The organism is Burkholderia sola (assembly GCF_905400185.1).
Classification (GTDB): Bacteria; Pseudomonadota; Gammaproteobacteria; order Burkholderiales; family Burkholderiaceae; genus Burkholderia; species Burkholderia sola.
This window is the reverse complement of record NZ_FR989675.1, coordinates 1,121,046-1,135,119: the sequence shown is the minus strand read 5'-3', so window position 1 is coordinate 1,135,119 and position 14,074 is coordinate 1,121,046. Positions and strand designations below refer to the sequence as shown.

Sequence of the window (14,074 nt, the reverse complement as noted above, 5' to 3'; positions counted from 1 at the left end):
GCAACGCCGCCGGCCGCACGGCCGCGTCAGTGAAGCTGCTTGTAGATCTGCTCGGCGAGCGCGCGCGAAATGCCTTCGACGCTCGCCAGTTCCTCGACACTCGCGGCCACCACGCCGCGCAGCCCGCCGAAGCGCGCGAGCAGCCGCTGCCGGCGCTTCGCGCCGACGCCTTCGAGCTCCTCGAGCCGCGACGTCTGGCGCGCCTTCGCCCGCTTCGCCCGCATGCCGGTGATCGCGAAGCGGTGCGCCTCGTCGCGGATCTGCGCGACGAGCATCAGCGCGGCGCTCTCCTTGCCGAGTTCGAGCGGCGCGCGGCCGTCCGCGAACACGAGCGTCTCGAGGCCGACCTTGCGCCCCTCGCCTTTCGCGACGCCGACCAGCATCGACGTGTCGAGGCCGAGCTCGGTGAACACCTGCCGCGCGATCTCGACCTGACCCTTGCCACCGTCGATCAGCACGATGTTCGGCAGCAGGCTCGACGCTTCGGCCTCGCGCGTCGATTCGCCGTCGATGCCGGCCGCTTCGTCGGCGGCCGCCGCCTGCGCGGCCTGCTCGACCATCTTCTCGTAGCGGCGCGTGAGCACCTGCCGCATCGCCGCGTAATCGTCGCCCGGCGTGATGCCCGTGATGTTGTAGCGGCGGTATTCGCTCGACTGCATCTTGTGATGGTGATAGACGACGCACGACGCCTGCGTCGCCTCGCCCATCGTATGGCTGATGTCGAAGCATTCGATCCGCAGCGTCGCCAGATCGTCGCTGTCGTAGCTGAGCGTGTCCGCCAGCGCGCGTGTGCGCGCCTGTTGCGAGCCCTGCTCGGACAGCAGCCGCGCGAGCGCGAGCCGCGCGTTCTGCTCGGCCATCGACAGCCACGCGCGCCGCTGTCCCTGCGGCTGCCGCACCAGCGACACCTTGTAGCCGGCCTGCTCGGACAGCAGCTCCAGCAGGTCGCGGCTCGCCGGCGCATGGCTGACGACGAGCACGGGCGGCACGCGGTTGCCGAGATAGTGTTGCGCGATGAACGCATCGAGCACCTCGGCCTCGACCGACGCTGCGGCCGCGCCGCGCGCGCCGCCGGCCTCTTCCGCAGCCTGATCGGGCACCGCATCGACCGTCGAGCCGACCGTCGCACCGACCGCCTCCACCGGTTCGGCCTCTTCGCCGAGACCGCCCTCGGCGAGCGTCAGTGCGCTTTCGACATGCGTCGGGAAATACGCCTTGTCGCCGAGGTGCCGGCCGCCGCGCACCATCGCGAGGTTCACGCACACGCGTCCGCCCAGCGCGACGACGGCCAGGATGTCGACGTCGCTGTCGCTGCCGACCTCGATCGCCTGCTGGTGCAGCACCGTCGCGAGCGAGCTCATCTGGTTGCGCACGGCCGCCGCCTGCTCGAATTTCAGCTCGGCCGCGAACGCGTGCATCTTCTGCTCGAGTTCCTTCATCACTTCGGACTGCCGGCCGAGCAGGAACCGCGCGGCGTTCGACACGTCGACCGCGTAATCCTCGCCGGAGATCGCGCCGACGCACGGCGCCGTGCAACGCCCGATCTGATGCAGCAGGCACGGCCGCGTGCGGTTGTTGAAGACGGAATCCTCGCAGGTGCGCAACTGGAACACGCGCTGCAGGATCTGGATGCTCTCGCGCACGGCCCATGCGCTCGGGAACGGCCCGAAGTACTGGTTCTGCTTGTCGACCGAGCCGCGGTAGTACGCCATCCGCGGAAAACGGTGCGCGGTGAGCTTCAGGTACGGATACGACTTGTCGTCGCGAAACAGGATGTTGTAACGCGGCGCGAGCGCCTTGATCAGGTTGTTCTCGAGCAGCAGCGCTTCGGCTTCCGAGCGCGTGACCGTCGTTTCGATGCGCGCGATGCGCGTGACCATCATCGCGATGCGCGGCGACAGTTGCGTCTTCGTGAAATAGCTCGACACGCGCTTTTTCAGGTCGCGCGCCTTGCCGACGTAGAGCACGGCGCCCGCCGTGTCGTAATAGCGATAGACGCCCGGCATGTGCGGCAACTGCGCAAGGATCTTCTTCGGTTCGAACGGAGTATCGGAGGCTTCTGGGGATGTCATGCGTGATCCGGGCGCCTTGTAACGCGGAACGGGTCTATTAGAATCGCCAGTTTAGAGCATCCACCCGCCCGCTTCGATGCCACACCCCGCCGCTGGCCCCCTCTCCGCCGTCCCGCTCGCGCCGGGCGAACCGATCGCCTGCGACCTCTTCTGCACGGTGATCGACAATTTCGGCGACATCGGCGTGTGCTGGCGCGTCGCGCGCCAGCTCGCGCACGAGCACGGCTGGCAGGTTCGGCTGTTCGTCGACGACCTGCACACGTTCGCGCGCCTGCTGCCCGAAGTCGATCCCGACGCGGGGCGGCAAACGGTCGATGCGATCGTGATCGAGCACTGGCACGCGGAAGTCGGCGACGCGCTGGACATCGCCGATGTCGTGATCGAGGCGTTCGCGTGCGAACTGCCCGGCCCGTATCTCGCGGCGATGGCGCGGCGCGCGCGGCGCCCCGTGTGGATCAACCTCGAGTACCTGAGCGCCGAGGACTGGGTCGCCGATTTCCATTTGCGGCCGTCGCCGCATCCGCGCTACCCGCTGCTGAAGACGTTCTTCTTCCCGGGCCTGTCGGCCGGGACCGGCGGCGTGCCGAAGGAGCGCGACCTCGACACGCGCCGCGCGGCCTTCGACGCCGATCCGTCAGCGCGCGCCGCGTGGTGGCAGCGCGCGACCGGCGGCCCGCCGCCGGCGCCCGGCACGACGGTCGTCAGCCTGTTCGCCTACGAGAACCCGGCCGTCGACGCACTGCTCGCGCAGTGGCGCGACGGTCCGTCGACGGTCGTTGCGCTCGTGCCGGTCGGGCGGCTGTCGCCCGCCGTCGCGCGGTTTTTCGGGGTCGAAGCGTTCGAGGCGGGCGCCCACGTGCACAGCGGCAACCTGACCGCCCATGGCCTCGCGTTCGTGCCGCAGGCCGACTACGACCCGCTGCTGTGGGTCGCCGATCTCAATTTCGTGCGCGGCGAGGATTCGTTCGTGCGCGCGCAATGGGCGCGCAAGCCGTTCGTGTGGCACATCTACCCGCAGGCCGACGACGTGCACCTGCCCAAGCTCGACGCCGCGCTCGCGCACCTGTCGGCCGGCCTCGCCGATGCGCCGCGCGTGGCGCTCGAACGGTTCTGGCATGCATGGAACGGCGCCGGCACGCCCGACTGGGCCGATTTCTGGCAACATCGCGCCGCGCTGCACGCCAATGCACGCCGCTGGGCCGACGCGCTCTCGGCCGTCGGCGATCTCGCGGGAAAGCTGGCGGAATACGCAAAATCTCAGTTAAAATAAGCGGTTATCCGACGGCTGACCACGCAAGCGCTCGCGTTTGGGCGCTTGGCGCCCCCCGGAACGCCCCGCCGCTTGCGCCGTCAGCCGTTGCGCAACGCTCAGGCACCTATTTATTTGATTGGATCAGGACAGTTTTTATGAAGACCGCACAGGAACTCCGCGTAGGCAACGTCGTGCAGATCGGCAGCGAAGCATGGGTCATCGCAAAGGCGGAATACAACAAGTCGGGCCGTAACTCGGCCGTCGTCAAGATGAAGATGAAGAACCTGCTGACGAACGCAGGTCAGGAATCGGTCTACAAGGCTGACGACAAGTTCGACGTCGTCGTGCTCGACCGCAAGGAAGTGACGTACTCGTACTTCGCCGACCCGATGTACGTGTTCATGGACGCCGACTACAACCAGTACGAAGTCGAAGCCGAAATGATGGGCGAAGCGCTGAACTACCTCGAAGACGGCATGGCTTGCGAAGTCGTGTTCTACAACGAGAAGGCGATCTCGGTCGAACTGCCGACGATCCTCGTTCGCGAAATCACCTACACGGAACCGGCCGTGAAGGGCGACACGTCGTCGGGCAAGGTGCTGAAGAACGCGAAGCTGGCGACCGGCTTCGAACTGCAAGTGCCGCTGTTCTGCAACACCGGCGACAAGATCGAAATCGATACGCGCACGAACGAATACCGCAGCCGCGCGTAATCGTCGGCGATACCCGCATCGAACAAAGCGCCCTTCGGGGCGCTTTTTGTTTGTCTGGCGTCAACAGCTGCCACAACTCGGCGCCGGAAGCAGCACAAAAGCCACCGGTAAAGATATTCAATTTGTATCATCGGTAACTGTTTTATAGCGCCGGAGAAATAATGCGCGTGACGCGTTCGGTGGGGCATAAAATCAGTCTTTAATCCGACATGCGGCTGCGGTCCGCTGGCCGACAGCCCGCCTCTCTTGACTCGACTCGCGTCCACCATGCCACACGCCCTGATTGTCGAAGACGATCCCAACAGCCTGTCAGGCCTCACCGCGCTGCTCGCCGCAGACGGCTTCTCGGTCGACACGGCCACGTCGCTCGCCGAAGCGCGCACGGCGCTCGGCCGCTCGATCCCCGACGTCGTGCTCGTCGACCTGAACCTGCCGGACGGCAGCGGGTTCGACCTGCTCCAGCACCTGCCGCAGCAACAGCCGAACGGCTCGCTGCCCGTGATCGTGCTGACCGGCAACGCGACGGTCGAGAGCGCCATCGAGGGCCTGCGTCACGGCATCTGGGACTACCTGCTCAAGCCGATCAACATCCCGCGTCTGCGCAGCCTGCTCGCGCGGATTCCCCGCCCGTACGAACTGATCGACGAAGTGCAGTCGCTGCGTGCGTCGCTGCGCCATCTCGGCCGCTTCGGTGCGCTCGTCGGTCGCAGCGACGCGATGCAGCACGTGTACGACATGATCGAGCACAACGCCCGCACCGAAACGGCCGTGCTGTTCTCGGGCGAAGCCGGCACCGGCAAGAAGCTGGCCGCGCGCACGCTGCACGAACTGAGCCGGCGCCGCAAGGGGCCGTTCGTCTCGTTCGACTGCCGGATGCTCTCGCAGGCCGGCCGGCACGGCGCGTCGCTCGACAGCGTGCTGTTCGGCCATGAACGCGGCGCGTTCGACGGCGCCGAACGCCGCGAATCGGGCCTGTTCGAGCAGGCCGGCGGCGGCACGCTGTTCCTCGACGAAATCACCGCATTGCCGCTCGTGCTCCAGGAAGCGCTGCTGCACGCGCTCGATTCGCAGAACTTCATGCGGATCGGCGGCACGAGTTCGATCACCAGCGATTTCCGGCTGATCGCGGCCACGCGCCGTCCGGCGCGCGAAGCGGTGGCGAACGGCACGCTGCGCGAGGATCTGTGGCTGCGTCTCGACGCGGCGTCGATCACGATGCCGCCGCTGCGCGAGCGCGACGGCGATGCGCTCGCGATCGCGGACGCGCAGATCGACGAACTGAACCGCGAAGCGCGCGCAACCGGCCGCAGCACGACCGACAAGCGCGCGGCGCCAGGCTTCGTGCGCGATTGTCTGTCGTACGAATGGCCGGGCAACGTGCGCGAACTGCAGGAACGCGTGCGTTTCGCGTACGACGCATCGGGCGACTTCATCGAGACGCTGCGTGCCGGCGAGGCCAGCTTCTCCGCCGGCGCCGCGCTGAACGGCAGCAGCGTGCAGATCAAGGTCGGCACGCCGCTGTCGGACGTCGAGGATCTGCTGATCCGCGCGACGCTCGACGCGGTCGGCGGGACGCGCCACCGTGCGGCGACGCTGCTCGGCATCAGCCCGAAGACGCTGTACAACAAGTTGCAGCGCATGAAGGTGAACTGAGCGGCGGGCGCCTGAATACGGGCGCTGGCCGGATCTGACCGTTAGTTGCGTTCAAATTCATTCCGGCGACCGGAACGGCGCTGCGCACCATCCCTGTCCGCTTACGCCAGCGCGCTCTTCAGCAGCGCCTGCGCCCGCAGATACTCGGGCTGCGCGATCAGCTTGTCCCATTTGAGCGCCTTGCCGTGCGCGCGCATCCGCTTGATGCGCCGCACCGATTCGGCCGAAGCCCGCGCCTTCAATCCGTTCAGCACGACTTCGGCCGCGTCCGGCTGGTTACACACGAGCACCATGTCGCAACCGGCGGCGAGCGCGGCGTCGGCCGCCTGCGTGAGCGTGCCGCCTTCGCGGGCAGCCTCCATCGACAGGTCGTCGCTGAAGATCGCGCCCGTGAAGCCGAGCTTGCCGCGCAGGATGTCCTGCAACCACACGCGCGAGAATCCGGCCGGCCGCTTGTCGACCTGCGTGTAGATCACGTGCGCCGGAATCACCGCGGCAAGCGACAACCCGAGCCAGTCGTACGGCGCGACGTCCTGCTCGATGATCGCATCGAGCGGGCGGTCGTCGGTCGGCAGCGCGACGTGCGAATCGGCCTCCGCGAAACCGTGCCCGGGAAAATGCTTGCCGCAGTTCGCCATGCCGGCGAGCGACAGCCCGTGGTTCAGGCTCTTCGCGAGCAGCGTGACGACGCGCGGATCGCGATGGAACGCACGATCGCCGATCACCTTCGAGTGCCGGTAGTCGAGGTCGAGCACGGGCGTGAAGCTCATGTCGATCCCGCACGCGCGCAATTCGGCAGCGAGGATGTAGCCAACGGCGGTCGCGACCTTCGTCGCGAGCAGCACGTCGCGATCCCACAGTTCGCCGAGGCGGCGCATCGCGGGCAGCACCGTGAAGCCGTCGGTGCGGAACCGCTGCACGCGCCCGCCCTCGTGATCGACGGCGATCAGGATGTCTTCGCGCACCGCGCGGATCGCGTCGGTCAGCGCGGTCAGTTGCGCACGATTCTGGAAGTGCCGCGCGAACAGGATCACGCCGCCGGTATTCGGATGCGCGAGGCGCCGCGCATCGTCGCGCGACAGGCTCGTGCCGACGACGTCGAGCATGACCGGGCCGGGAGTCGTTTTCATCAGATCGGGAATTCCGTCAGGAGGAGGTTCGGGAAACAGGTGCAGGGGCACGCGCGGCGGCCGTTTCAGCGGCCGTTTCAGCGTCCGTCTCGGCGACCACGAACGACACCGCGTAGTCGCGTTCGTCGCTGACCGTCACGCGCGCCGTGATGCCGCGCGCGGCCAGCCAGTCGGCCAGCTCGCCCGACGCGACCACGTACGGCTCGCCGCTCGGGTGGTTGAGCGTCTGCAGCGCGCGCCACGTCATCGGCCAGTGCATGCCGAGCCCGATCGCCTTCGAGAACGCTTCCTTCGCGGAGAAGCGCGTCGCGAGAAACGCGATGCCGCGCGCCTCGGAGCGTGCGCGCCGCGCGTGGAACACGCGCAGTTCGTCGGGGCCGAGCACCTTCTCGGCAAACCGGCCGCCCGTGCGTTCGAGCACGGCCGCGACGCGGCTCACCTGCGCGATGTCGGTACCGATGCCGTAGATCGCCATGTCAGTCTCCGCCGGAGTGGCCCGGCGAGCCCGGGTCAGGCGCGTCGCACACGGCGTGCGGGGCGCGGCAGCCTCGCATCGTCACCGTGCGCCGCCGTGCAGCGCGGCGACGCGTGCGGCGACCATGATCGCCTTCATCTCGCGCACCGCGTTGTCCCAGCCCGCGAAGATCGCGTGCGCGACGATCGCGTGGCCGATGTTCAGTTCGACGATGCCGTCGATCGCGGCGATCTGCTGCACGTTCGTGTAGTGCAACCCGTGGCCCGCATTGACCTTCAGGCCCAGCCGCGCGCCGGCCTGCACGCCCGCGACGATACGCTCGTATTCGCGCTGCTGCTCCGCTTCGTCGTGCGCTTCGGCGTAGCGGCCCGTATGCAGCTCGATCACCGGCGCGCCGGCTTCGTGCGCGGCGCGGATCTGCGTGTCGTCCGGGTCGATGAACAGCGACACGCGCACGCCCACGTCGGCGAGCTGCTTGCACGCCGCGCGCACGGCCTCGAAGTGGCCGGCCACGTCGAGACCGCCTTCGGTCGTCAGTTCCGCGCGCTTCTCCGGCACGAGGCACGCGTCGTGCGGACGCACTTCGCACGCGATGTCGAGCATCTCGGCCGTCACCGCGCATTCGAGATTCATGCGCGTCTTCAGCAGCGGGCGCAGTTCGCGCACGTCGGCGTCGACGATGTGACGACGATCCTCGCGCAAATGCAGCGTGATCGCATCCGCACCGGCCTCTTCGGCGGCGAGCGCCGCGCGGATCGGATCGGGATAGCGTGTGCCGCGCGCATTGCGCAGCGTCGCGACGTGGTCGATGTTCACGCCGAGGTCGATGGCGGTGGGCGTGGTCAGGAAGAAGCTCATAGGTTTTGCAGGTCGATCAGGATCTGACGCGTGGCGAGCGGCGTGCCGCCGAGATAGGTGTTCAGCAGGAAGCGCATCAGCGTCTTGCTCTGCGCGACCGTCTGGGCTCGATGGTAATCGTCCTGCTCCATGTCGAGCAACGTCTGCCCGGTGATGACCGGCCAGTGCGACGGCACGTCGTCGTCCGCATTGCGCACGCCGCGCTCCGGATCGAACACGTAGCGGCGCTCGGGTTCGACCGCGCGACGCGCGACCGTGCGGTTCAGCGCCATCGCATAGCCGGTCTCGCGCAGCAGCACGCGCTCGAACGAGCGCAGCACCTGCACGGCGGGCTCGCCGTGCGCGAGACGCGTGAGCGTCAGCACGTAATGATTGAACAGCGGCGGCTGCGGATCCTCGCGCGCGCAGAATTTCACGAGCAACTCGTTCGCGTAGAAACCGCACAACAGCCCGTCGCCGCCGAGCGGCAGCATCCCGCCGACCCACTCGGCGCCCGTCAGCGTGCGCACCTCGGATTTGCCGGACCACGACAGCAGCAGCGGCTGGAAGGTCTGCAATACGCCGCGCAACGCGGAGTGCGGGCGCTTCGCGCCCTTCGCGACGAGCGCGAGCCGGCCGTGGTCGCGCGTCAGCACGTCGACGATCAGGCTCGTTTCCCGATACGGGTAGCTGTGCAGCACGAACGCCGGCTGCTCGGCGACGCGGAAATCGGACGTGCGAGACGTCGCGCGCCGCGCCTTGCGCGGCGGTTCGGGCGGTGCCGGCAGCGGCGCGTCGTTCGCGCCGGCCGTCACCGCGTCTTCGGTCGACGTCAGCGCGTCATTCGTACCCATAGGCACGCAGCCCCGCCTCGTTGTCGGCCCATCCGCTCTTCACCTTCACGAAGGTCTCGAGGTACACGGGGCCGTCGAACAGCTTCTCCATGTCCATCCGCGCCTCGGTGCTGATCTGCTTGAGCTTCTCGCCCTTCTTGCCGATCACCATCGCCTTGTGCGAATCGCGCTCGACGAGGATCGTCGCGAAGATGCGCTTCAGGCGGCCCTCCTCCTCGAACTTGTCGATCAGCACGGTGCTCGTGTACGGCAGCTCGTCGCCGGTCCAGCGGAATACCTTCTCGCGCAGGATTTCGGCCGCGAGAAAGCGCGAGCTGCGGTCGGTCAGTTCGTCCTCGCCGTAGATCGGCTCGCCTTCCGGCAGGTACGGCTTGATCGTGTCCAGCAGGCGCTTGATGTCTTCCGGCTTCTGCGCGGACAGCGGCACGAGCTCGGTGAACTCGCGCAACCCGCTCACCTTCTGCATGAACGGGAACAGCGTGGCCTTGTCGTTCACGCGGTCGATCTTGTTCGCGATCAGCAGCGTCGGCATGCCGGGCGGGATCAGGTCGAGCACCTTCTGGTCGTCGGGCCCGAAGCGGCCGGCCTCGATCACGAACAGGATCACGTCGACCGACGTCAGCGTCGACGTGACCGCGCGGTTCAGCGAACGGTTCAGCGCGGTGCTGTGACGGGTCTGGAAGCCGGGCGTGTCGACGAACACGAATTGCGCGTCGTCGAACGTGTTGATGCCGGTGATGCGGTGACGGGTCGTCTGCGCCTTGCGCGACGTGATGCTGATCTTCTGGCCGACGAGTGCGTTCATCAACGTCGACTTGCCGACGTTCGGGCGGCCCACGATCGCGATCATGCCGCAACGGAAACCGGTAGGAGCGGGAGTGTTCATATCGTTTGGGAGACAGGTTCGGAAACGGCCGCGCGGCGCGCGGCACGATCGATGGGCAATTCAGTGGTCGGCATCGGCCACGCGCGCCTGCGCGGCAGCCAGGCTCGCGCCGCCGGGCGGCGTGTCGGCGTCGGGCGCCGCGGCATCGCGTGCGCGCGCCGGCGCGCGCGCGGCGGAATCGGCGCCCGCCGCAGGCTTGTCGGCCGACGACGATGCCGGATCGGCCGCATGGCCGGCCGGTTTGTCGGCTGCGCGCGGCGCGGCCTCGGCGGGCTTTTCCGCGGCCTTGTCGGCCCGCTCGGCCGGTTTGTCGGCCACCTTGTCGGTCGCCGGCTTCGCCGCCCGTTCGCCCTTGTCCGTTGCCGGCTCGACATGCGCCGCGCGAATCGCGGCCATCGGCGCGACGGCCGGCTCGACGCCCGCAGCCGCAGTAGCAGCCGCAACGGTTACCGCCGGCACCGCGCCGGCCGCCCGGGCCTCGCGCGCCGCCGCACGTTCCTTCCGCTCGGGCGAGCGCAGGTCGAGCGCTTCCTGCACGCCCTTCACACCCGGCACGATCTCGGGTTCGACATGCTTGGACCCACGCGCGTTTTTCGAGCGCTTCGGCTTCGCGGCCAGCATCGGCGCGGCCGCCATCACTTCGTCGAGTGCCTTCTTCGCGGCGGCCTGCTCGGCCGCGCGCCGGCTCGCGCCGGAACCCGATACCTTCACGTCCAGCTTCGGCACCGTGCACTCGACCTCGAACTGCTGATTGTGCGCCGCACCATGCGTCGCGACGACCGTATAGGTGGGCAGCGCGATCTTGTGCCCCTGCAGGTATTCCTGCAGCAGCGTCTTCGCGTCCTTGCCGAGCGTGCGCGGATCGATGTGGTCGAGAATCGGGATATAGAGGCGCTTGATGACCCCTTGGGCGGCTTCGAAGCCGCCATCGAGGAATACGGCCCCGATGATGGCTTCGAACGCGTCCGCGAGGATCGACGGGCGGCGGAACCCGCCGCTGCGCAACTCGCCCTCGCCCAGCCGCAAGCCGTCCGAAATATTCAGGGCCTGAGCAATTTCGTACAGCGACTGCTGTTTGACGAGGTTGGCGCGTACGCGCGACAGGTCACCTTCGTCCAGCTTGCCGAACCGCTGGAACAAAAGGGCGGCCACCGCGCAATTCAGAACGGAATCGCCGAGAAACTCGAGCCGTTCGTTGTGCGTGGCACTGTGACTGCGATGGGTCAAAGCCTGGCGCAACAATTCCGCATTGCGAAATTCGTAGCGCAGCCGGCTTTCCAACTGGGATGAGGGCATGTGCAGGAGTATAACGCGGGCGCCCGGTCGGGCCGAAACGGCACGGCCGGACACGAAAAGGCGTGACGAGGCGGTGTTACCGCCGGTTCTTAAAGTCGTTCGGCACGACGCGACGCGGCCCGTGCGTCGCGTCGTGCGTGTACATCGAAGGCGGTCAGTTGAAGGAACCGATGCGCTTCAGGTCGCCGAAGTTCATCCAGATGAAGAACGCGCGGCCGACGATGTTCTGGTCCGGCACGAAACCCCAGTAGCGGCTGTCCGCGCTGTTGTCGCGGTTGTCGCCCATCATGAAGTAATGACCGGGCGGCACCTTGCAGATCACGCCGCGGCTGTTGTACGTGCAGTTGTCGCGATACGGATAGTCGTATGCGCCCATCACGAACGGCGGCACGGCCGGGTTGTTGAGGATCGCGTTCTTCTTGGTGCCGATCGTTTCCTCGAACTGCTTCGCGTAATTCTGGCGCTCGTCGTCGAAGAAATCGGGCAGCGGCGTTTCCGGCACCGGCTGGCCGTTGATCGTCAGCTGCTTGTCCTGGTACGCGACCGTGTCGCCCGGCAGGCCGATCACGCGCTTGATGTAGTCGACCGACTCGTCCTTCGGATAGCGGAACACGACGACGTCGCCGCGCGACAGCGGGCTGCCCTGCGTGATCTTCGTGTTGGTGACCGGCAGGCGCAGCCCGTACTCGAACTTGTTGACGAGGATGAAGTCGCCGACGAGCAACGTCGGCACCATCGAGCCCGACGGAATCTTGAACGGCTCGACGATGAACGAACGCACGACGAACACAGCCAGGATCACCGGGAAGAAGCTTGCCGTGTACTCGAGCCACCACGGCTGGCGCAGCTTTTCGTCACGCAGCTTCGACCGCGTCTGCGTCGCGTTTTCGTCCGCGAAACGCTTGTCGATGCGCGACTGCTGGCGATCGAACTCCTCGATCGCCGAGTCGGCCGCCTTGCGACGCCGCGGCAGGAACACCAGTTTGTCCAACACCCACGCTACGCCCGTCACGACGACGAGCACAAAAAGAATCAGCGCAAAATTCATAAAAGGATCAGTCCTGTTATTTGTCTTCGACGCGCAAGATCGCGAGGAACGCCTCCTGCGGGATCTCGACCGAACCCACCTGCTTCATGCGTTTCTTACCTTCTTTCTGCTTCTCGAGCAGTTTCTTCTTCCGCGTGATGTCGCCGCCGTAGCACTTCGCGAGCACGTTCTTGCGCAGTGCCTTGATGTTCTCGCGCGCAACGATGTGCGCGCCAATCGCGGCCTGGATCGCCACGTCGTACATCTGGCGCGGAATGATCTCGCGCATCTTCGCGGCGACTTCGCGGCCGCGATATTGCGACTGCGACCGGTGCACGATGATCGACAGCGCGTCGACCTTGTCGCCGTTGATCAGCATGTCGACCTTCACGACGTCCGACGAACGGTATTCCTTGAACTCGTAATCCATCGACGCGTAGCCGCGCGACACCGACTTCAGGCGATCGAAGAAGTCGAGCACGATCTCGGCCATCGGGATCTCGTACGTGAGCTGCACCTGACGGCCGTGATACTGCATGTTGATCTGCGAGCCGCGCTTCTGCTCGCACAGCGTGATCACCGAGCCGACGTAATCCTGCGGCATGTACAGGTTCACGGTGACGATCGGCTCGCGCACTTCGCCGATGCGGCCGGGCTCCGGCATCTTCGCCGGGTTCTCGACCATGATCGTCGAGCCGTCGCTCTGCACGACCTCGTAGACGACCGTCGGCGCGGTCGTGATCAGATCCATGTCGAATTCGCGCTCGAGCCGCTCCTGCACGATTTCCATGTGCAGCAGCCCGAGGAAGCCGCAGCGGAAACCGAAGCCGAGCGCCTGCGACACTTCCGGCTCGTACTGCAGCGAGGCGTCGTTCAGCTTCAGCTTCTCGAGCGATTCGCGCAGCGCGTCGTACTGGTTCGCCTCGACCGGATACAGCCCCGCGAACACCTGCGGCTTCACTTCCTTGAAGCCCGGCAGCGGCTCGGCGGCGGGCTTGGTCGCGTGCGTGACGGTATCACCGACCTTCGCGGCCGTCAGTTCCTTGATGCCGGCGATGATGAAGCCCACCTGCCCGGCCGACAGCGACTCGAGATTGCGCGACTTCGGCGTGAACACGCCGACGTGCTCGACCGGATACTGCGCGCCGGTCGCCATCATCTTGATCTTGTCCTTCGGGCGCAGCGTGCCGTTGACGATGCGCACGAGCATCACGACGCCGACGTAGTTGTCGAACCACGAATCGATGATCAGCGCCTGCAGCGGCGCGGCCGGATCGCCCTTCGGCGGCGGCACCTTCGCGATCAGCGACTCGAGCACGTCTTCGACGCCGAGGCCCGTCTTCGCGCTGCAGCGCGTCGCGTCGGTCGCGTCGATGCCGATCACGTCCTCGATCTCCTCGATCGCGTTCTCGGGGTTCGCGGCCGGCAGGTCGATCTTGTTCAGCACCGGCACGACCTCGACGCCGAGCTCGATCGCCGTGTAGCAGTTCGCGACCGTCTGCGCCTCGACACCCTGGCTCGCGTCGACCACCAGCAGCGCGCCTTCGCACGCGGACAGCGAACGGCTGACCTCGTACGAGAAGTCGACGTGCCCCGGCGTGTCGATCAGGTTCAGGTTGTAGACCTTGCCGTCGCGTGCGCGATAGGACAACGCGGCCGTCTGCGCCTTGATCGTGATGCCGCGCTCGCGCTCGATGTCCATCGAGTCGAGCACCTGCGCTTCCATTTCACGGTCGGCGAGGCCGCCGCATACCTGGATGATGCGATCCGCGAGTGTCGACTTGCCATGGTCGATGTGCGCGATGATCGAGAAATTGCGAATATGATCCATTCAGTGCCGATCAAGCGAAAAAGGCGCGCTCGACGACTGCGGAGCACG

At 66.8% G+C, this 14,074-nt stretch carries 12 protein-coding genes; 3 read left to right on the top strand and 9 right to left on the bottom strand.

The window, feature by feature from the left end:
* Nucleotides 1-26: 26 nt before the first annotated feature.
* Entirely contained in the window at nucleotides 27-2,072 is a 2,046-nt protein-coding gene (gene uvrC, locus KR541_RS05330) for an excinuclease ABC subunit UvrC (RefSeq protein WP_050011454.1), read from the bottom strand.
* A 76-nt stretch (nucleotides 2,073-2,148) separates the two neighbouring features.
* Here uvrC and earP point away from each other — a divergent pair, with 76 nt between their 5' ends.
* From earP to KR541_RS05315, 3 genes are all read left to right on the top strand, one after another.
* Nucleotides 2,149-3,342, top strand: coding sequence for an elongation factor P maturation arginine rhamnosyltransferase EarP (gene earP / locus KR541_RS05325; RefSeq protein ID WP_216089397.1), 1,194 nt, complete (start codon nucleotides 2,149-2,151; stop codon nucleotides 3,340-3,342).
* A gap of 137 nt (nucleotides 3,343-3,479) precedes the next feature.
* Nucleotides 3,480-4,037 carry an elongation factor P gene (gene efp / locus KR541_RS05320; protein WP_044844759.1) on the top strand — a complete coding sequence of 186 codons (558 nt, stop codon included), beginning with the start codon at nucleotides 3,480-3,482 and terminating at the stop codon, nucleotides 4,035-4,037.
* A 267-nt stretch (nucleotides 4,038-4,304) separates the two neighbouring features.
* Nucleotides 4,305-5,690: a sigma-54-dependent transcriptional regulator gene (locus KR541_RS05315; RefSeq protein ID WP_216089396.1), complete on the top strand. Its 1,386-nt coding sequence runs from the start codon at nucleotides 4,305-4,307 to the stop codon at nucleotides 5,688-5,690.
* 101 nt (nucleotides 5,691-5,791) lie between these two features.
* Here the strand turns inward: KR541_RS05315 and nagZ are convergent, their stop codons facing one another.
* The 8 genes from nagZ to lepA form a co-directional block, all read right to left on the bottom strand.
* A complete protein-coding gene (gene nagZ, locus KR541_RS05310; protein WP_216089395.1) occupies nucleotides 5,792-6,820 on the bottom strand; it encodes a beta-N-acetylhexosaminidase in 1,029 nt (342 codons plus the stop codon).
* Between the two features lie 16 nt (nucleotides 6,821-6,836).
* A complete protein-coding gene (acpS, locus tag KR541_RS05305; protein ID WP_050011461.1) occupies nucleotides 6,837-7,295 on the bottom strand; it encodes a holo-ACP synthase in 459 nt (152 codons plus the stop codon).
* Nucleotides 7,296-7,376: 81 nt separating this feature from the next.
* Nucleotides 7,377-8,153 carry a pyridoxine 5'-phosphate synthase gene (pdxJ, locus tag KR541_RS05300; RefSeq protein ID WP_050011462.1) on the bottom strand — a complete coding sequence of 259 codons (777 nt, stop codon included), beginning with the start codon at nucleotides 8,151-8,153 and terminating at the stop codon, nucleotides 7,377-7,379.
* Nucleotides 8,150-8,986 carry a DNA repair protein RecO gene (gene recO, locus KR541_RS05295; protein WP_006476492.1) on the bottom strand — a complete coding sequence of 279 codons (837 nt, stop codon included), beginning with the start codon at nucleotides 8,984-8,986 and terminating at the stop codon, nucleotides 8,150-8,152. The genes pdxJ and recO overlap by 4 nt, the downstream gene beginning before the upstream one ends.
* The gene (gene era / locus KR541_RS05290; protein WP_050011463.1) at nucleotides 8,973-9,872 is read right to left on the bottom strand and encodes a GTPase Era; all 900 of its coding nucleotides are present in this window, start codon (nucleotides 9,870-9,872) and stop codon (nucleotides 8,973-8,975) included. Before era ends, recO begins: the two co-directional genes overlap by 14 nt.
* Nucleotides 9,873-9,932: 60 nt before the next feature.
* Nucleotides 9,933-11,168 (bottom strand): ribonuclease III, encoded by a 1,236-nt coding sequence (rnc, locus tag KR541_RS05285; protein WP_050011464.1) that lies wholly within the window; start codon nucleotides 11,166-11,168, stop codon nucleotides 9,933-9,935.
* A 154-nt stretch (nucleotides 11,169-11,322) separates the two neighbouring features.
* Nucleotides 11,323-12,216, bottom strand: coding sequence for a signal peptidase I (lepB, locus tag KR541_RS05280; RefSeq protein WP_050011465.1), 894 nt, complete (start codon nucleotides 12,214-12,216; stop codon nucleotides 11,323-11,325).
* Between the two features lie 16 nt (nucleotides 12,217-12,232).
* On the bottom strand, nucleotides 12,233-14,026 hold the full coding sequence (gene lepA / locus KR541_RS05275; RefSeq protein WP_089488272.1) for a translation elongation factor 4: 1,794 nt from the start codon (nucleotides 14,024-14,026) through the stop codon (nucleotides 12,233-12,235).
* Nucleotides 14,027-14,074 lie beyond the last annotated feature (48 nt).

Bases quoted from the DNA above. Each gene is read 5' to 3' on its own strand.
- uvrC (WP_050011454.1), bottom strand. From the start codon at position 2,072: ATGACATCCCCAGAAGCCTCCGATACTCCGTTCGAACCGAAGAAGATC.
- earP (WP_216089397.1), top strand. From the start codon at position 2,149: ATGCCACACCCCGCCGCTGGCCCCCTCTCCGCCGTCCCGCTCGCGCCG.
- efp (WP_044844759.1), top strand. From the start codon at position 3,480: ATGAAGACCGCACAGGAACTCCGCGTAGGCAACGTCGTGCAGATCGGC.
- KR541_RS05315 (WP_216089396.1), top strand. From the start codon at position 4,305: ATGCCACACGCCCTGATTGTCGAAGACGATCCCAACAGCCTGTCAGGC.
- nagZ (WP_216089395.1), bottom strand. From the start codon at position 6,820: ATGAAAACGACTCCCGGCCCGGTCATGCTCGACGTCGTCGGCACGAGC.
- acpS (WP_050011461.1), bottom strand. From the start codon at position 7,295: ATGGCGATCTACGGCATCGGTACCGACATCGCGCAGGTGAGCCGCGTC.
- pdxJ (WP_050011462.1), bottom strand. From the start codon at position 8,153: ATGAGCTTCTTCCTGACCACGCCCACCGCCATCGACCTCGGCGTGAAC.
- recO (WP_006476492.1), bottom strand. From the start codon at position 8,986: ATGGGTACGAATGACGCGCTGACGTCGACCGAAGACGCGGTGACGGCC.
- era (WP_050011463.1), bottom strand. From the start codon at position 9,872: ATGAACACTCCCGCTCCTACCGGTTTCCGTTGCGGCATGATCGCGATC.
- rnc (WP_050011464.1), bottom strand. From the start codon at position 11,168: ATGCCCTCATCCCAGTTGGAAAGCCGGCTGCGCTACGAATTTCGCAAT.
- lepB (WP_050011465.1), bottom strand. From the start codon at position 12,216: ATGAATTTTGCGCTGATTCTTTTTGTGCTCGTCGTCGTGACGGGCGTA.
- lepA (WP_089488272.1), bottom strand. From the start codon at position 14,026: ATGGATCATATTCGCAATTTCTCGATCATCGCGCACATCGACCATGGC.